This window comes from uncultured Photobacterium sp. (assembly GCF_947502415.1).
In the GTDB taxonomy this organism is placed as follows: domain Bacteria; phylum Pseudomonadota; class Gammaproteobacteria; order Enterobacterales; family Vibrionaceae; genus Photobacterium.
Genome location: NZ_CANMZV010000024.1, coordinates 14,216 through 32,825 on the forward strand (window position 1 = coordinate 14,216; position 18,610 = coordinate 32,825).

Below are 18,610 nucleotides of genomic sequence, written 5' to 3' on the forward strand. Positions count from 1 at the left end.
TAGACTTAATACATGAGTGATATATCTTAGCTTGGAAGAAGTGAGAACTACGCTGTGGAAATGACGCCAATGCAATGCCAGCAGTGCTTGTTGGCTAAGAAACTGCTGCACGATACCCGTATGCCGGTAACAGATATTGCGCTGGCCTGCGGCTTTAACAGTATCCGCCGTTTTAATGATTGTTTTAAGCAGCAGTTTTCCCTGACACCTTCGCAGATCCGTAAGCAAGGTGAAGTGTCTGGCAGTACAGGGAAAAAAATTGAAATTATGCTGGCTTACCGTCCGCCATATAATTGGGATTACCTGCATCAGTTTTTTTCATCACGCCTGATCCCCGGTTTAGAATGGCTGGATGATAATAGCTATGGCCGGACATTCAGTCATGAAGGATGTACTGGATATTTCACGGCTTATCACCAGCCAGAGAAGTCCGCCTTCAGGGTTGAGTTGCAGTTGTCGGATTTGAGTTATCTGCCGCGGGTGATGAAAACGATTCGTCGCTGTCTGGATTTGGATGCTGACTCCCTGCTGATTGAAGCGCGTCTCAGGGAAGCTCTGAATTGTGAACAGTTAACGATGAGCGGTATTCGTTTGCCGGGGATCTGGAGCCCTTTTGAAGCAGGGATCCGCGCGATTCTCGGTCAGCAGGTTTCAGTTAAGACGGCTCGTAATTTAGTTGGGCAGTTTGTTGCCCTTAATCCTGATAATTCGCTAGAGCCGCTAGAGCGGCGGGATTACTTTCCGTCACCGGATCAGGTGAGTCAGTTTGATTTAGAGTTGCTGGGAATGCCTCAGCGGCGGCGTGAAACGTTAAGACTGTTTTCGGCCTATGCGGCAGGTAATCCGTTGGATGAGTCCAACGCATTGCTGACATTACCGGGGATAGGGCCGTGGACAGTGAATTATTTACGGATGCGGGGGCTCAGTGAACCGGATATTTTTCTTGCTGGTGACTTGGGGGTAAAAAAGGCGCTGGAGATGATGCCGTCGTCTTTTGATGATACGCTCGCCGCACCTTGGCGTAGTTACTTAACTTTGTATTTGTGGAGCCTTTTGTCATGAATAACCAACTTCTGCAGACACCGATCGGCTGGCTGAATATTGTTACTGATACTTCGGCGGTAGTGGCTATTGAGTTTGATGCCTATCCTGCGGTAAGCGAAGCACCTAATGCCGTATCGCAGCATTGCTGCCAGCAGCTGGAGGCTTATTTCAGTGGTGAACTTCGGGATTTCGACGTGCCGTTAAAAATGCAGGGGACGGATTTTCAATGTCAGGTCTGGCAAGCTCTGAATCATGTGCCTTACGGGGAAACCTGCTCTTATGCCGACATCGCTAACCGGATTGGTAATCCAAAAGCGGTAAGGGCAGTCGGGGCTGCTAATGGAAAAAATCCAGTTCCGATCATTGTGCCATGTCATCGGGTTATTGGTAGTTCCGGCAAGCTGACAGGCTATGCCGGAGGACTGGATTTAAAAATCTGGCTATTAGAACATGAAAGTCGGTGTGAGTAATTACTCCTGTTGTAGTCCAATTATTTTAAACTGTTCGACATCAACCAGGCCTTTGACTGTAATTTTCAGTGATGGGATCACCGGCAGGGCGAGGAAACTCATCTGAACAAAAGGCTCTGCAACGGTTACTCCTATAGCTTTGGCTGATTTTTTCAATGCCACGATCTGGCTGGTGATGTTTTCAGAGCTGTCCAGGCTCATGATCCCGCCGAGCGGCAGGTTGAGTTCAGCCGTCACTTTGCTGTTTTGGACGACACAGTAGCCGCCGCCAATATTCAACAGGTGGTTAATAGCCAGTGCCATGCTTTGTTCATCGGCACCTATCGCCACTATATTGTGTGAGTCATGGCCGACACTGGTGGCTATGGCACCTTCGTTGAGTTTAAAACCTTTTACTAATCCCATGACGGGCGACAGTTGGTGGCCGTAGCGCTCAACGATTGCCAGCTTGTTGATACCTGTCTGATCGAATTGTTCACCGTCGAAATGGCTAATAAGGTGATTGGTCAGCAATTCATTTTTGACGATCTCGATAATATGGTAATCACCTTCGGTCATTGGGATGACCAGCTCGTTTTCATTGACAGGGGCATGCTGCATGGTCGGTTGGAGCGGCGGTGATGATGCGTTGAGCTTCTCCGCTACTGAATCGGTGAGGTTTAGCTCGTCGACAAACTGCCCGCCAATCAATACCCGTTGAATGTCTACCTGGTTCAGATCCTGGATCAGGTTGATATCAGCCTTGTAGCCAGGAGCAATCAGGCCGAGCCGGCGCAAGCTGAAGTGGCGGGCTGCCGACCAAGAAGCAACCCGGTAAGCGAGATGAGGCGGAATGTGGTGATGCTGGATCAGCCGTTTGACCATATAGTTGATATGGCCTTCTTTGGCGGTTTCATGTGGGTTACGGTCATCGGTACACAGCAGACATAGTGGTGAGCTGAATTCGGTGATCAGCGGTGCCAGCGCATCAAGGTTTTTCGCCACCGATCCTTCGCGCAGGATCACCGTCATCCCTTTGGCGAGTTTCTCTTTGCCTTCCTGATAGTTAGTCGTTTCGTGGCAGTTCTGAATCCCGCAGGTAGTATAGGCAGATAGTTCCAGCCCGCTGACTAACGGGCAGTGTCCGTCGATATTGAGTGCGCTAAAAGCTGATAGTTTGTCGAGCATTTTTGGGTTGGCGTTGATAACAGAGGGATAGTCCATGACTTCGGCTAAGCCAAGGACGTGCGGGTGTTCGACGTAGGCCTGCATCTCCTCCAGGGAAAAATCACTGCCGTTGATATCCAAATCAGCGACGGCTGGAACGCAGGAGCTGATTTGGACAAACATGTTTTGCATCATCATCTCGCTGCACCGTAGAAACCACTCGATCGCTTCTTTACCGATGACATTGGTTAGTTCATGAGGGTCACAGACAATGCTGGTGGTGCCTAGGGGCAGGGTCGTTCGTTCAAATTCAAACGGGGTCATGGTTGATGTTTCAACATGCATGTGTCCGTCAATAAATCCCGGTACGGCGGTCTGTCCTTTACAATCGACGGTTCGATGCGCTTTGAGTGGTTCGGCTTCAGGCCCGATGGCAACGATATGCCCTTGTTCGATAACAATAGGACCAGGGATCGTTTCACCGTTGATCAGATCTAGCACAGAGAGGTTGGTGAGTTTCAGTGCAGCGGTCTGCTCATTACGCTGCACCGCGAGTATTTGTACTAGCTGTTCCCTGTTGAGTTGTTGGGTGTGTTTGTGCATTAGGTTCGACATCATTGTACTCCTGATTAATGACCGTCGACGAAGTAATTCTATTGTAGGAAGAAGGGCTAAAAGTTTGGGTTGATGTAGTTCGCATTTCATCAACTTTGTTGTTGCGCATGTAACAGATATTGATGTCAGTGATTATCGATGTGTTTGACTATTATGGGGTATAGCAAGGCCTGTCTTGTCTATTTAATGATGTTTGTACGGTTTTGTGGATTGAGAGGGATAAGCCCCGATACGGTAATCGGGGCTTTCTTTTAAGGGCAATAATTAGTTCACACTGGCAATACGGCTGGTACGTTCACCGGATACAGTGCGCACTTTAACTGATGCTGTAACTGCTGGTGGATTAGTATGATCATAAACATGCCAGCTTTGACTGTTGTCTGTTGAATACTCAATAGCCAGACCAGGGAAAGGTGAATTGGCTTTGAGCACACCAGCTTCGATGACAGCACCTGGAACCGGTAGGTTGAAGCTGATGCCATCGGCTTCAAGATCTGGCAGGATTTGCTGGCCGAGAAGGTTGGCAAAGTGGTTGTAATCGGCATTACGTGCTGCCTTATCGACGATCACATTGTTTTTGTCATGCGCTTCCCATGGCGCGGTATGCCATGCACGCTCAGCAAGAGCCAGTGCCCGCGGGAATACCATTCCTTCAAACTGCTCTTCAGTTCGCACGGTTTCCGCCCAGAGAGAACCCTGAAGACCGAGCACGTTTTCCGGACGCTCAAGGGACTTCACGCCCGCTTTGGCGAGGACTTCTTCTTTATTGATTGGCACACCTGCACGGGTGAAGTCGGCGTTGGCAAATAGGTCGTCAGGCATGAACCCGAAGGACTTGCGGGTATCAGTATAGCGAGGAGCCCAGTAGTAGCCGCGCTCCTCTGGATCCGGCTCGTAAGGGTGGTCAAAGTAGAAGTGGCTGGCTTGGTTATAGACGACACCATAACCGTTGTTAGCCAGATTGTAGGCCCGGTCGGCCACACCCCATTCCCAGATATTCTGCCAGGCATTACCAGCCACTAGCTTGTTGGCCATCTGGCCACGCGAATAGACCTTGTTGTTATGCATCAGGCCGTCTTCCCAACCACCAAGATTGAGGCCGTGATTCGCTGTAATGGTTGAAATACGTTCGACGAAGTAACGGCTCAGCTCGGAGACGTTGGTTATCCCTTTATTATTATTGGCAATGAAGCTTTGGCATACTGGTGAATCTTTCCAGGCCCCTGCGATTTCATCACCACCGAAGTGGAAAGTTTTCAGTGGCTGGATGTCCTGGTGAAGGGCAACAAGGCCGCTAACGACGGTATCGACAAAGGTGTAGGTTGACTCCATACAGACGTTCATCGCATTGTCGTTAAACATCTGTACCGACAGGTACTCTGTCTGGTCGTTAAAGTCGGTTAGCAGGAATTCGCTGGCTTTGGCGGCATCGCCTTGAGCTATGAAGTTGTGGTAACGGGCTTCCATCGCCTTGATCGCTGCGTGGGCATGGCCCGGCATATCAAGCTCTGGAATGATCTCTATATTCAGGCCTTTGGCAACATGGAGAATTTCCCGGTAGTCCTCGGTCGAATAGAAACCGTTGGATTCAGTTGTTCCGTCTGGTCCCGCACCCAGGAACGGCAGCAGACAGTTCTGTTCGGAAAGATCATGGCAGCGTTTGGCACCGACTTCAGTCAGCTCGGGCAGAGCAGCTATTTCGATACGCCAGCCTTCATCATCGGCAAGGCGCAAGTGTAGCTTGTTGAGCTTGAAGGCCGCCATTTGCTCCAGCAGCTGCAGCATGGAGTCTTTGCTGCGGAAGTTACGGATCGCATCGACAGAAAGGCCGCGGTAGCTGAAACGAGGGGCATCGGCAACGCTTGCTGCAGGAATTGTTTCACCTTTTTTCAGCTGCAATAAGGTTTGTACAGCATAGAAGGCACCGGCCTGATCGACGGCTTTAATTTCTATATTGTTGGTATCTGCATTGACGTTGAACTTGTAGGCTTCGGACCATTTGGGTTGCCCGTCGATATTGATCTGTCCCCATCCAATATGAATGACGTTTGCTGTTGCAGGAGACCACGGTACGGCTGGTAAGCCGAGCTGCTTGGCAAGGTATTTAGCCTGATCCTGGTAGCCGTTATCGAAGCTGACTACCCAAGTATTATCGAGGGTGACGGGATCGGTGCCTATCGTCATTGCTGCTGGTGTCGGGATCACGCCGTTGACATTATCGATCTTACTAAGGCTGTTGTTGCGTTCAAAGCGGTCTTTGGCGGTGAATGGATTATAAAAGTCTGTAATTGCACTGCTGTCGTAGCGTTTCCATTTTTGGGGTGAGTCAAAATCGGTAACGAAAGGTAATTCTTCACTTGGCTTAACCGGGACTTTGCCGTTGGTCTTGTTACTGGTACTAGTGATCAGGGCTGTGATCTGCTGGCCTTTATCTTTTGAGACTAAATACCAGTTTGGCATGATATCCGTTTTGGCAACCTGCCAGTCACCTGCGTCAAATTCGATGTTGAAGGTTTCACCGGACTTGAGCGGCTTGAATTGCGCAGTCGGTTCAAGTTTGAAAATGTCGCCGTTAACATGACTGACTTTCAGGGATGGGGTAGATAGCGATTTGAACTGTCGGATATGGCTGAAGTAAATGGCCCAGCCTGACGCAGGCAGCGCCTTCGCGCTGTTGTTGGTCAATGATAGCGCACCGCGAAAAGTACGCCAGTCGTCCTGGGTGTTATCCAGTACGCTGTAGGTGACATCAAGTCCGTTGCCGAGCTGATTTAAATCTGCAGGTGTCATGGCATAGGCCTGTGCGCAGCAAGCGGCGGCCAGCGCGATGGAAAGTATGGATTTATTTAGCATGTTTCCCCCTTGTTTTATAGTGAAAACAAAGGGTATGTAAAAGAGTATTGGCGATAGAAATGTTATTAGGGCTTACATGGAATTACATGCGCAATTTTATTTGCATTTATCAGGTTGGAGTGAATGACCAATCCTTAGTGACATTGTTTTGCGAGCGATAACGCACTGATTACTTTTTAATAATTGTGTTTTTATAGCAGGTCGTGCATTTAGAGCGATGGATGATGTTTTTGGTGAAATGGATATGTAACACAGCTTAAGGTCACTGAAATGGGAAGATGAAATGTCTTCCCTTTTTTGTTTCTTTTATCGTCAAAGACTGGTAGTGTCGCTGCCCTCGTATCAGTGTATTGGGCTCATTCGGATTTGCTAAGCTGAATAGTTCGAGTCTTAGTACACACATCTTTAAGTTGCCTGATTAATCGGCACTTTACCGGAACCATATAGGAAACTGACTGTGAGCCAGACTGCCTTCTCGACTCTGGATTTGAAACCAGAGTTACTTCAAAACCTGTCATCACTTGGCTATAACGCGATGACACCAATTCAGGCGCAGAGTTTGCCGCATATTCTGGCTGGTAAAGATGTGATTGCACAGGGTAAGACCGGCTCGGGCAAGACGGCTGCATTTGGCTTGGGTGTTTTGGGCCTTCTGAATGTGAAGCGCTTCCGTGTTCAGTCTTTGGTGCTTTGCCCGACGCGTGAACTGGCTGATCAGGTAGCAAAAGAAATCCGTAAGCTGGCACGAACCATCCATAACATCAAGGTGTTAACGCTGTGTGGCGGTATGCCGTTTGGCCCGCAGATTGGCTCTTTGGAGCACGGTGCGCATATCATTGTCGGTACGCCTGGCCGAGTGGAAGAGCATGTGCGTAAAGGTAACCTGAATCTGGATGATCTGAACCTGTTGGTATTGGACGAAGCCGATCGTATGCTGGAAATGGGTTTCCAGGATGCGCTTGATGCCATTATTGATGCCGCGCCGGAACGCCGCCAGACCCTGCTGTTCAGCGCGACCTACCCAACACAGATCAAGTCGATTGCTGATCGCATTATGTACAAGCCGGTAATGGCTAAAGTGGAATCGACCCATGACAGCAATACGATTCAGCAGTACTTCTATAAGGTAGAGAGTAACGACGATCGTATGACGGCATTGCGCTTGCTGTTATCGCATCATCGCCCTGAATCGGCAGTGGTTTTCTGTAATACCAAACGTGAAACTCAGGAAGTGGCGGATGATCTGGAACACTACGGCTTTAGTGCCATTGCCCTGCATGGTGATCTTGAGCAGCGTGAGCGTGATCAGACATTGGTTCGTTTTGCCAATAAGAGTGCTTCTGTGCTGGTGGCGACGGATGTAGCCGCACGTGGCCTGGACATTGAATCACTGGATGCGGTGATTAACTACCATGTTGCCCGCGATACTGAGGTACACGTGCACCGTATTGGCCGTACTGGTCGAGCTGGAAGCAAAGGTGTTGCTTGTTCATTCTTCAGTGACAAGGAGCATTATAAGATTGCTCTGCTTGAAGATTACCTGGATAAAACAATCGAAGGTGAAGAGTTGCCGCCGATGCATTTTTTGGATCAGCCAACCCATCGTCCGGCAATGGTAACGTTGCAAATTGGGGGCGGTAAGAAACAGAAAGTCCGCCCTGGTGATATCCTGGGAGCGTTGACCGGAGAAAACGGAATTGCTGGTAATCAGGTGGGTAAAATCAATGTCTTTGATTTTTGTGCCTATGTAGCCGTGAACCGCGACGTGGCCCGTCCTGCATTGAAAAAGCTGGAAAATGGCAAGATGAAAGGGCGTTCATTCCGGGTTCGCCAGATCCATAGCTAATTATTTTTTAGTACTATTAAAAAACCCGCTTCGGTTGAACCAAGCGGGTTTTTTGTTTTTGGGCTATTGGATCGCTGCGCTGTAAATCAGGCTCTCTCTTAGTTTACAGGAAAGCCAGCAGTGGAGAGATACAGAGCAAGATACCCGTAATGATGATCATGTTGGTTGCCATTCCCTTGTATTTTGCCAGGTGCGGTACTTTGTAGACCAGGTAAGCTGGGATTAAACAACCGACAAGGCCGAATACCGGGCTGCAAATTGAAGTAAATGACAGGATTGGTGCGTTGATTGCCACTGCACCCCATGCCAGCAAAATAATGAACAGGGTTACCAGCTTGTTTACCAGTGTTTTATTGATTTGTGATTCTTCGTATTTACGCTGCAAGATATTCATTGTCAGACCACGGCACGCTTCCTGGAAGGCAAGGAACACACCAAAGAAAGAAGTCACCACGGCAAAAATGTTGATAATGATACCTGTGATCGTTGCCCAACTCCCCGGGAAGTAGCTGGCAATAATTGCCAGTGCCGAGATATTTTTTTGCATGGCTTCGGTTGCTTGCTCCTGGCTGATCGCCAAAGTGAACGATACGGCAAAGAAGAACACGATGAAAAATAGCATGAAGAAAGCAATTTTCATTGCCCGGGTTGCCTTATAGCGCGCCACTTCAATGGATTTTTCGTGGGAGCGATAAGAAATCACCATCGGACTTAAAGACTGGATGAACAAAATTGAAGTCAGGGTGAAAGGCAAGGTAATGATGGCGTCTTTCAGCATTGAACCCAATGTGCCAACGGGTGGAATGTTGGCTAGATCCCAGCGGGCAACAAGCAGGACGCCCATTACTGCAACCAGTGATAAGACGGTTACTGCCATGAATCCGGAAAGCTTAAACAGAAGTTTTTCACCTTTGGAGCCGATAAAGGCCAGGGCGCAAATCAGTGCTAGGCCGAAGAACACATTATCATTCAGGTGGCCTTCGGTGATCCCATAAGTATGTAAATAGGAAGCACTGTCATTGGTTACTGCCAGCGAATAGACCAGTACCCAGATCACCAGCATGATAAAGTAAAGTACGCCAAGTAATATTCCCCAGTTTTTGCCCAGATAACCGGAGATCACACCAGGGTAATCAGTACATTTTTTAGATTCTGCCAGGGTGTTGATAAATAGTTTCTGGAACATGTACATGGCAGGGTAGCCGATAATAGATGATAGTAAGAACACCCAAAGCCCCATAACGCCGACTTGTACCGGAAGAAAAACGATACCAGCGCCAATTGCCATGCCGATGCTCATGACTATCCAACCAATATCGACATTGTCAAATTTGATCGCTTTTTTCCATTCTTGTTCTGTCATGTTTGCTTTGTCGTGCAAAGCGGGTTGGTTGCTTACTTTTGCTGTTTCCTCAGCATTGAGTAAATCGGCCATAATTATTCTCCAGCCATAATTGATGTAGGGTCATATTTCTTATTTTTTGGCATTATCATCAAGAAAGGGCGAAATGGTTTTTAAAAGCTATTTTATTGCTTTGGTTTGCATTTTTTCGCTATTTTCTTGATGTCAGTCGGAAGCATACGCCTGTCAGAGGAGAAAAAAATTCCCTAATGTTGAAATATGACGCGCCAGATAGAAATATTTTCCCCTATCGTGATTGGTGCATAAAATAATTTTATCTTTTTTGATTTAAATCGTGTTTGCTTCTGTTGGGGAGCAATAAGAGCATGATTTAGCTCAAAAATCCAGTCAAAAAATGAGCGGTTAGACAAAGGAAGAGAGAAGGAGAAAGCAAGAGATAAATCACATATTTATCATTTAATTGTGGTTTTTTATGTGCCACCAATGTCGATCACTGCCTCATATTGATTCATCTTGCTTGTTTCCTTCCTTGATGGTTTCATATTTTGGTCCACTATCTATATGTAACTGTGTGCATTATGTGGTTATTTGGTGTCGCAGACGGTGAAAAGAAAGGTCTGTGGATAATAAAAGGGCCTTTGCTGGTGGTTGGCTGCCCTTTGCTCATTTTGAACGTGGCTGTATACCTGATATGAGCAGACTGTAGCGAATAAAACATTCATTACAGGTGTCTTATGAATTTTAAAAGTATTCAAATAAGGATTATTGCTCCTTTTATCCTTGTCGTTGCTGCGTTTCTAGCGGGGTTTGGCTGGATTAGTTACAACGAAACACGCGCTCAACTCGTTCAGCAACTTCAAATACGAACGGAAAATAGCCTTCATCGATTGCAACTCAGTTTACCTGAGCCTGTATGGAACTTTGATACTGAGTTTCTCACTGAAAGCGTGGATCTGGAGATGAATGCTGATTTTATGGCTGCTATAGAGGTGAAAAGCGATGGCGAATCGTTATTGTTTCGGGCGAAGTCGCCTGAAGGCATTATTATTGATACCACCTCAGTTCCTGTGGCGAGCGCTTTCAATATTGGTGCTAGCTTGTCTTACGATGATGGCAACGGCCAACAAACAGTTGGTGATGTAACAATCTATATCGATGACAGTCAGGTTCATATCAAGTTACAACAGTTTCTTCGTGAATTGGCGATTGAAATATTGCTGTTAGAGATTGCAATTACGGCGCTAATGCTATTGCTGGTGAATCATGTTGTACTTTGCCCGTTACGGAAAAATATTCAGGCTACGATGGAAATTACTAAAACTGGCGATTTCCGGCAGCGTATTGATACTCATAGCGGTGATGAAATTAGCCAGGTCGGTGAAGGGATAAATAGTTTTATCTGCAGGTTGCAGCAAATTATCGGCCAGGTTTCTCTTCTTTCCGAGTCGGTACTGAAAAGTGTCAGTGCGACAGTGTCGGTCAGCCATGAGACAAACTCAGATCTCCATAAGCAAATGGACGGAATCCACACCATTGCCGAAGCCATATTACAAATGAGCGAGGCCAATGAAAAAGTGGCTCAAGGTGCCATATCAACATCTGATTCAGCTGATGAAGTGCAAAAATTGGCCGAGCATAGCTGTCAGGTTGTGAATCAGGCCGTTCAGAACATTGAAGCCCTATCGGATAAGGTGCAGCAAACAACAGAAGTTCTTCAGCAATTGGCAACAGATGGCGAACAAATTGGCACAGTTACAGTGGTGATCAAAGATATTGCCGACAAGACAAATTTACTGGCGCTGAATGCCGCGATTGAAGCTGCCAGAGCCGGAGAGCAGGGGAGGGGGTTTGCCGTTGTTGCTGATGAAGTTCGTTCGTTGGCGCAACGAACACAAGTTTCTACTGATGAAATTAATAACATTATCGAACGATTACAGAATGGCTCAAAAGATGCGGTTACTGTAATGATGGAGGCAATGGAGCAAGTGCATTTGGTGGTTGAGGAAGCTTCGGAGGCTGAGTTGTCTATTGGTCGCATTACGCCAGCGATTGCCGGTGTGTCTGAGATGAGTAGCCAGACAGCAAGTGCATCAGAAGAGCAAAGTTACGGCGTGCAAGAGATCAATCAAATTGTCGAAACAATATTGAAAGTGAGTCAGGAAACCGTTGAACGCGCTGTTAATACAGAACAATTTAGTCATGACTCTGCGCATCTGGCGACAGAACTTCAACAGCAAGTAGCTCACTTTAAAGTGTGAAAGAGCCTAATTCGTTAGAAGGAATTAACTATGAGTATGATAAATAACTTGAAAAATCAGTTGGTCATGTTTTTTGCGGTTATTACTTTGAGTTTCCCATTATTTACAGTTAATGCCGGTGAGCTTCCGGGGGAAATAAACTTAACCAGTGAGGCGTGGGAAGAGGCCACGAATCAAGATGGCAGCGGTTTGTATTGGGATATTATGCGCCTTGTATACGAGCCGTTGGGGATCAAGGTTAAGTACAGCACAATGTCTTATGCCCGAAGTGTATCTTTGGTCAAGCAAGAGAAAGCGGATGCCTGGTTGGGGGCTTATATAGATGAAGTGGAAGGTGTTCTGTATCCACAATGGCATTTCGATGCTGATCTGGTTTCGGCCCTATATAAAAAAGATGATGCAATAAATTGGCAGGGAGAGCAGAGCCTTGCTGGTAAGAATGTTGGTTGGATCAAGGGGTATGACTATAACGAGTATATGGAAACCAAATTTAACAACAAGGAATATAAATCAAGGAAACAGGCTATTAAGCTGCTGGAAAAAGGTCGGCTGGATTTTTTCCTCGATGCCAAAGAGGAATTAGATGAAGAGGTCGAGAAAGGTTATTTCAACGCTGCTGATTTTGAGATTAAACCCATTATGGATCTTAAGCTTTATCTAGCTTTTGCTAATAACGAACGAGGCCAACAGTTAAAAGAAGTTTTTGACCAGCGTTTTCCGGATCTGCTCAAATCTGGTGAAGTCCAGAAGCTATATAACAAATGGGACTGGGAAAGCTTCCCATTTAAAGCTCAGTAAATCATATTGAGAACATGTCCATGTTGGTAGCTAGGCTGCTAATGTGGACGTTTTCTTTCATTATTTAGCAAGATCTCATAAGAATTTCCTTTAACAAGTTTATTCTCAAAATTATCTCTTTTAATTATTGCATATAACAATATTTGCTCTTGTTATTTGTTACACCATACCTTCTTATTTCAGTAGCGTGATCAGCTAAACAATAAACAAAAAGGCAGATGGATACACTGCAGAGGCGTTAGTTATTGACATAATTAGCATGAATAAGGTAATTAATGCTTTTTCTTTGAATTTTTATTCATTCTTGGTTTTCCAACGATTATGGAGATTTACGATGAACAAAATGTCTTTGACTCTTGTCTCAGCAGCTATTCTGTCTGCAATTAGCATGAGTGCCAATGCGTGTACTGGCCTGATCGTCGGCAAAGGTGCATCGGTTGATGGTAGCATCATGATTGCCCGCAACGAAGATTTTGGAATCAATAACTGGAATAAGCACTTGGCTTATCGTCCGGCCCAGAAAAATGAAGCGGGTGACTGGAAGTTGGGGAATGGCTTGATTGTTCCTATGCCAAAGCAATTTTATGCATATTCTGCGATTCCTGATTGGGATGCCAATACCGTTGACAGTAATGGCAAGTTTTATGAAGAGCGTGGCATCAACGAATACAACGTTGCGATTTCTGCCACAACCAGCGCCGAAGTGAACGATAAAGCTCAGAAAGCAGATCCTTTGGTAGAGAATGGCATTATTGAAGCGGTGATCCCGACGTTGATTTTGCCTCAGGTAAAAACTGCTAAAGAAGGGGTTGAGCTGCTGGGCAACTATGTTGAGCTGTATGGTGCTGGTGAAGGTAACAGCCTTTACATTGCTGATGTGAACGAAGCCTGGCTAGTTGAAATCGGTTCTGGTCATCATTGGATTGCGGTGAAAGTACCTGATGACAGTTATGCCATGATTGCTAATGGTCTACGTGTTCATGGTGTTAGTCTCAACAGCAAAGATGTGTTGCACTCAAAAGACCTAATGGCTTTTGTTAAGGAGCATCAGTTACTGGAAAACCCAAATGCCAAGTCATTTAACTTTGCTAAGGCTTTTGGTGTAATGGGGGATATCTATAATACTGACCGTGAATGGCTGGGCCAGAAGATGCTGACAGCATCGGAAAAACAGACAACCCGCCAGGATCAGTATCCGCTGTTTATGAAACCGGATCAGAAGATTTCAGTCAACGACGTAGCTGAAGTGCTGAGTGCTACTTATAAGGGAACAGAGCTTGAAACAAAAGCCAAGCGTCCGATTCGTGTTGATCGCCAGCTTGAATCCCACATTATACAGCTGCGTAAAGAGATGCCGTTTGAACTGCAAGGCTTGATTTGGCAGAGCTTCGGTGTCTTGCCTGAATCAGTATTGGTACCAATTTACTCAAGTCTGCAGGAGTATCCTACGCCTTATCAAATTGGCAGCGATACGTACACCGATCAGTCGGCTTACTGGCAATTCCGCAGCCTGACCGCGCTGGCATCAGCAAACCCGGATAAGTATTTACCAATGCTTAAAGAAAACTGGGATAAGGAAGAGTCTAAGCTGTACAAGCAAGTTAGCAGTATGGACATGACGCTGAAGTCACTTTATAAGTCTGATAAGCAAGCGGCTTTGAATATGGCTTCGGATTACTCTTACGGACAGCTGCAGCGTACTTTAACGATGGCGACTGAAATTCGCTATAAGATGATGACAGATCTCACTAAGAGCACAGAAAAGAAATATTCTGAAGAAGAGTTTAAAAAAATCATGAGCCTGTAGGGTTTATTGATTAGATTGAACTTACCCCCGAAGCTCAATTCTTCGGGGTTTTTTGTATTCTATTTTTCTGCTTTTTGAATATTGTTCGATCAGATGGTGGGCATAGCGTGTGAAAGTTGAACGGTCGGTTTTTTCTGGGGTTTACAAGTTCAGTTACCTACCGTATTATTCGCCGCACTTACGGAGAGATGGCTGAGTGGTTGAAAGCACCGGTCTTGAAAACCGGCATACGTTTGTAGCGTATCTAGGGTTCAAATCCCTATCTCTCCGCCACATTCTAGAAGTTGGGCGAAAGCCGGGCTTCACACAGAATTGGAGCGGTAGTTCAGTTGGTTAGAATACCGGCCTGTCACGCCGGGGGTCGCGGGTTCGAGTCCCGTCCGCTCCGCCACTTATTAAAGCCCTTGTCGAAAGACAAGGGCTTTTTCGTATTGCGTTGAGTTTGACTCTATCCTGCGGACAGATAAGTCCCGTTTTTTTGTCTATTGATTCGGTAATTAATTATGGGTAAACCTCCGGCTATGCTGAGGAGACTCGCATAGGTTTTACCTATACCGCGGTAAAGGTACTTTCAGTACTCCTCCAATAGTAAGAAGGAATAACCTATGCGGGATTACAAACGTTTGTTTCATACGCGATGGAATCGTAAATACCAAATTGTATTTATTCTCCAAGAAAAGACAGAAAGTGATATTTGGTGCGATTAGAAAGCATCTTGGTGATGTCTTTCATGAGCTAGCACGACGGAAAGGGATAGTTATCGAAGAGGGGCATCTGTAGATGAGTATTGCACCGATAACAAATTGTGCTCCCATAACGCATCGGGAAGTGGCTTGTCCTTGATTTTCTGCCTGAGTTTATACTCGCACTCCGGATAGAGGCGCTCAGTGTACAGAAACTGACTGACGAAGTTATGTTTCGGTGGATTCACTATGATAAAACAATCGGCGACTTGATCACTATACTCCGGTTCACCGCAACTATATTGAGCGTTAATTAAATTTCCGGGTATTGCTTGCGTAAACTTTTTAATCGTGGAATTAACCTTTTCACCGCCAGTGAGCTGTATAGCGCCAGGCGAATCTTGCTGGATCTCTCTTCCCGGATCTGCTGGCTGGCATTTGCCAGGCTGCACAAAGGCTTATACACTTCGTCAAAATAGCGCTCGCCAACCTCTGTTAATGAAAAAGAGCGGCCCTGATGATTAAACATAGCCGCGCCAAGATACTCTTCCAGTAACTTGACCTGATGACTGAGTGCATTCTGGGTCACATTGAGCTTACAGGTTGCTTTTGAAAAGCTGCCCAACCGTGCTACTGCTTCAAAACATTGTAGTGCTCGTAAGGGAGGTGATTTCATTATTAGCTTGGCTCATGCTAAAAGTATTTTTATCATTATACATTCTTATAGGCTTTAACATACTCTAGCCGCATCATTTTTTGGGGCCGATCCAGGGTCACAGATTCATTTCACTCAAAAACGCTTTGAGTACAGCGGGAGCATTAAAATGCCGAAAATGTCTGTCGGATTAGCCATGGCCGTACTAATTATTGGTAACTTGATTGCGGTTTTCTCTGATGCATTGATCAAAACCTTGTCAGCAGATAGCGCTGTTTATCAGTTTGTATTATTCCGCCAGTTAACTGCAGTTCTGATCTTACTGCCTTTTTGCCTGACTTGTAGTAAGACAAGCTTCATTGATGGACTAAAATGGCACTTTCTACGCGGTCATATCTGGTTATTTGGCGCTGTCTTTATGGTCATCGCACTGAACTCTATGCCCTTAGCTACCGCTAATGCCATTTTTTATGCCGCGCCTTTGATCATGCTGCCATTAGCCATGTTATTGTTTCAGGAAAAGTTGACTATTCACTCTATCTCAGCTGGTATTCTTGGCTTTATCGGTGTGCTTATTGTAATCCAGCCCACCCAAATTAACTGGGCTGCAATATTTGCATTGATCGTCGCCTTTACTTTGGCGGTGAATAATTTATTGATCCGCAAACTACCCAAACACCAGACTGTATTCCAAACCTTAATGCTCACTAATCTGGTTGGTATTCCAGTATCTCTGGGATTAGTGCTATGGGAAGACAAACCTTGGGATTGGGCTCCGATGTTAACTGCCGTCGGCTCTAGTACTTTCATCTTAATTTATGCAGGTCTTGCTATTCTGGCATATCGCTCTGGTGAAGTCAGTAAAATTGCCAGTGCCGAATACAGCGGGTTATTAGGGGCCGTGGCTGTGGGGATCTTGTGGTTTGATGAAATGCCTGATTTTGGCATGGTGATCGGCACTGCATTTATTGTTATGCCGTTGATCTGGTTAGCCAGAATCGAAGCCAAGAAAATATCTTGAATTTATGGTCGACAGGTGTTTTTCCATGTTGTAAAAAGCCTTTTAGAACGGCTAACTATTGAATCCTAAACTTCAGGAATTTAGGTCATGAGACAAAACAAATTTGTTCTCAGTATGTTGCTCCTTTCAGAGTTGAGAGAACAAAAATGACTTAGTATTAGATAGGCTCATACTAAGCAATTTTTATTATTATGTGCATACTTGGCGTGTATCCAACCGACTGCATTTGGGGCAAGGTATATTATCGATGTACAGCTGCAGCATGAAAACCATAATATTCCAGTAAAATAATCTAGAGTCCACAAGTTATGGCAGGTTGTGGCAATGAGTGAGTAAATTTAATTAATTATGGGTAAACCCCCGGCTATGCCGGGGAGACTCGCATAGGTTTTACCTTTACCGCGGTAAAGGTACTTTCTGAACTCGACCAAGAGTAAGAAGGAATAATCTATGCGAGATTATAAAAGTTTGTCTCATACGCGATGGGATTGTAAATACCATATTGTATTTATTCCAAAGAAAAGACAGAAAGTGGTATTTGGTGCGGTTAGAAAGCATCTTTGGTGATGTCTTTTATGAGCTAGCACGACGACAGGGATAGTTATTGAAGAGGGGCATTTGATGAAAGATCATGTACATATGTGCCTAATTTTATTTCAGATAATATCCATGACATGGTTTCAAATAATGGTGCATACCTTTTAACGGAAGATGTATCGAGAGCAAACCATAAGGCATTTAAAATATATACATGGGGTCGTCAAGAGAAAGGTGCTGGATTAACAGTGGATCAATACGGTAATTATAACACTATTGATGGGCGCTCTGTGGCTGTTTATCCCGAACATTATGGCTTTACTCTATTTACCAATTATGGAGATGTGTATTCCGTTAGTGGCACTGATGCCCAGGCGGACGTTCAACACTTAGACATGTTTTTAAAAGTGAAGATGTAACGACGATTGCGCATTGAATTAAAATAAAATTTCAGTAAAGAGTGTACAGACCGATGGATGGGTAAGCTCTAATATTACTATCTTAACTTTTTGATAAAACACACTCACCATTTACACGGTGTGTGTGTTTTATTTGAATAGGTCCTATTGACTCACAAGCTTCATTATCTTCCGCCTTACAGTCTGAATCTCAATCCGATAGAACGGCTTTGGAAAGTGATCAACGAGAAGTCGAGGAATAACGTTGACTTCGAAAGCAAACGTGATTTCAGGGAAGCGATTGACCATTTTTTACTGTGACTCTTCCTGAGATTGTGGCGTCTCGAATTAACGATAATTTTCAGGTGATCAAGTCTGCACCTTCAAGTTAATTGGGTATAGCTGTCACGAGAATGGCATAGGTATTTTGGTGGTAGCTCAGTATATAGAAAAAAGCCTTATGTTGTTAACTTAACTATCATTAAAGTATTGGTTTACATGATGTAAGTAGCATTTTTGTTTTTTGTGGTGATTCTTTTTCTCTTGAGAGTGTCAACAGCTAGATTAAATCTAATACATATTGTTAACAATTAGCCTTGATCTATTCGTTTTCTGGGTCTAGGTTTGCTCGTAAGTTGATTAATTGTTAACAGTGATTATGGGCAAACAAAGTGCAGTGGCAGATTCTGTCGAGAATCTTTCCCTTGTTGAAAAAGTCGGTAATGGTTGCTCGCCTGCCTGCATACATATCACTGACGAAGAAATCGATGCCCTTCAACATCTGCTGGAAACTCACCGGCAGCATATCGAACAGGTTGATGCGCTTCATATTTCCATCTGCAGGGGGATTTCGATTTTCACCACCGGATCATCAAGGCCAGCCGCAACCGAAAACTCATCCATCTGTTATGCGGAGAGCTCTATCATTTACTGCGAATATACCGCTACCAGTTACAGCGTACACATTTGCGCCCCTCTCGGGCATTGGGCGAACATTTCCACTTGCTTTCGGCATTGAAAGACAGAGACGGCGAGTTGGTAGAAATGCTGATGCGGCGATATATTTTGCGAAGCCGTCAGCTGATTGAACAACAACTGAAATGATGACAAGGAGTA

The 18,610-nt window shown here is 45.3% G+C and carries 12 protein-coding genes, 2 tRNA genes and 3 pseudogenes; 13 read left to right on the forward strand and 4 right to left on the reverse strand.

Annotated features, from left to right (window positions below; all coding sequences use genetic code 11):
• The first annotated feature begins 60 nt into the window (after nt 1-60).
• On the forward strand, nt 61-1,062 hold the full coding sequence (locus tag Q0852_RS19565) for a DNA-3-methyladenine glycosylase 2 (protein WP_299021150.1): 1,002 nt from the start codon (nt 61-63) through the stop codon (nt 1,060-1,062).
• Nucleotides 1,059-1,514: a methylated-DNA--[protein]-cysteine S-methyltransferase gene (locus tag Q0852_RS19570; protein WP_299021061.1), complete on the forward strand. Its 456-nt coding sequence runs from the start codon at nt 1,059-1,061 to the stop codon at nt 1,512-1,514. Before Q0852_RS19565 ends, Q0852_RS19570 begins: the two co-directional genes overlap by 4 nt.
• Here Q0852_RS19570 and adeD read toward each other — a convergent pair whose 3' ends face one another.
• Together adeD and Q0852_RS19580 are read right to left on the reverse strand one after the other, a co-directional pair.
• Complete coding sequence (gene adeD, locus Q0852_RS19575; protein ID WP_299021063.1) at nt 1,515-3,278, reverse strand: adenine deaminase; 1,764 nt, start codon at nt 3,276-3,278, stop codon at nt 1,515-1,517. It lies immediately after the preceding gene.
• Between the two features lie 261 nt (nt 3,279-3,539).
• Nucleotides 3,540-6,128 (reverse strand): family 20 glycosylhydrolase, encoded by a 2,589-nt coding sequence (locus Q0852_RS19580; RefSeq protein ID WP_299021065.1) that lies wholly within the window; start codon nt 6,126-6,128, stop codon nt 3,540-3,542.
• Between the two features lie 457 nt (nt 6,129-6,585).
• Between Q0852_RS19580 and dbpA the strand changes: the two genes are divergently transcribed.
• Nucleotides 6,586-7,974, forward strand: a complete 1,389-nt coding sequence (dbpA, locus tag Q0852_RS19585; protein WP_299021067.1) for an ATP-dependent RNA helicase DbpA — start codon at nt 6,586-6,588, stop codon at nt 7,972-7,974.
• Between the two features lie 103 nt (nt 7,975-8,077).
• Here the strand turns inward: dbpA and Q0852_RS19590 are convergent, their stop codons facing one another.
• Complete coding sequence (locus Q0852_RS19590) at nt 8,078-9,409, reverse strand: hypothetical protein (protein WP_299021069.1); 1,332 nt, start codon at nt 9,407-9,409, stop codon at nt 8,078-8,080.
• A 662-nt stretch (nt 9,410-10,071) separates the two neighbouring features.
• Between Q0852_RS19590 and Q0852_RS19595 the strand changes: the two genes are divergently transcribed.
• The 5 genes from Q0852_RS19595 (at nt 10,072) to Q0852_RS19615 (ending at nt 14,591) form a co-directional block, all read left to right on the forward strand.
• Complete coding sequence (locus Q0852_RS19595) at nt 10,072-11,595, forward strand: methyl-accepting chemotaxis protein (RefSeq protein ID WP_299021071.1); 1,524 nt, start codon at nt 10,072-10,074, stop codon at nt 11,593-11,595.
• Nucleotides 11,596-11,625: 30 nt separating this feature from the next.
• Nucleotides 11,626-12,393 (forward strand): ABC transporter substrate-binding protein, encoded by a 768-nt coding sequence (locus tag Q0852_RS19600; protein ID WP_299021073.1) that lies wholly within the window; start codon nt 11,626-11,628, stop codon nt 12,391-12,393.
• Nucleotides 12,394-12,727: 334 nt separating this feature from the next.
• Nucleotides 12,728-14,200, forward strand: a complete 1,473-nt coding sequence (locus Q0852_RS19605) for a C69 family dipeptidase (protein ID WP_299021074.1) — start codon at nt 12,728-12,730, stop codon at nt 14,198-14,200.
• A gap of 182 nt (nt 14,201-14,382) precedes the next feature.
• A tRNA-Ser gene (locus Q0852_RS19610) sits at nt 14,383-14,473 on the forward strand.
• A 41-nt stretch (nt 14,474-14,514) separates the two neighbouring features.
• Nucleotides 14,515-14,591 (forward strand) — tRNA-Asp (locus Q0852_RS19615).
• Between the two features lie 605 nt (nt 14,592-15,196).
• Here the strand turns inward: Q0852_RS19615 and Q0852_RS19620 are convergent.
• Entirely contained in the window at nt 15,197-15,559 is a 363-nt protein-coding gene (locus Q0852_RS19620; RefSeq protein ID WP_299021076.1) for a LysR family transcriptional regulator, read from the reverse strand.
• Between the two features lie 148 nt (nt 15,560-15,707).
• Between Q0852_RS19620 and Q0852_RS19625 the strand changes: the two genes are divergently transcribed.
• From Q0852_RS19625 to Q0852_RS19645, 5 genes and pseudogenes are all read left to right on the forward strand, one after another.
• Nucleotides 15,708-16,559, forward strand: coding sequence for a DMT family transporter (locus tag Q0852_RS19625; RefSeq protein ID WP_299021078.1), 852 nt, complete (start codon nt 15,708-15,710; stop codon nt 16,557-16,559).
• Nucleotides 16,560-17,009: 450 nt separating this feature from the next.
• A pseudogene (gene tnpA, locus Q0852_RS19630) lies at nt 17,010-17,207 on the forward strand (IS200/IS605 family transposase); the annotation flags it as partial.
• Nucleotides 17,201-17,515 carry a hypothetical protein gene (locus Q0852_RS19635; RefSeq protein ID WP_299021155.1) on the forward strand — a complete coding sequence of 105 codons (315 nt, stop codon included), beginning with the start codon at nt 17,201-17,203 and terminating at the stop codon, nt 17,513-17,515. The pseudogene tnpA and the gene Q0852_RS19635, both read left to right, overlap by 7 nt.
• Nucleotides 17,516-17,671: 156 nt before the next feature.
• A pseudogene (locus tag Q0852_RS19640) lies at nt 17,672-17,886 on the forward strand (transposase); the annotation flags it as partial.
• A gap of 353 nt (nt 17,887-18,239) precedes the next feature.
• Nucleotides 18,240-18,598: pseudogene (locus tag Q0852_RS19645) on the forward strand (GntR family transcriptional regulator); the annotation flags it as partial.
• Between the last annotated feature and the right edge of the window lie 12 nt (nt 18,599-18,610).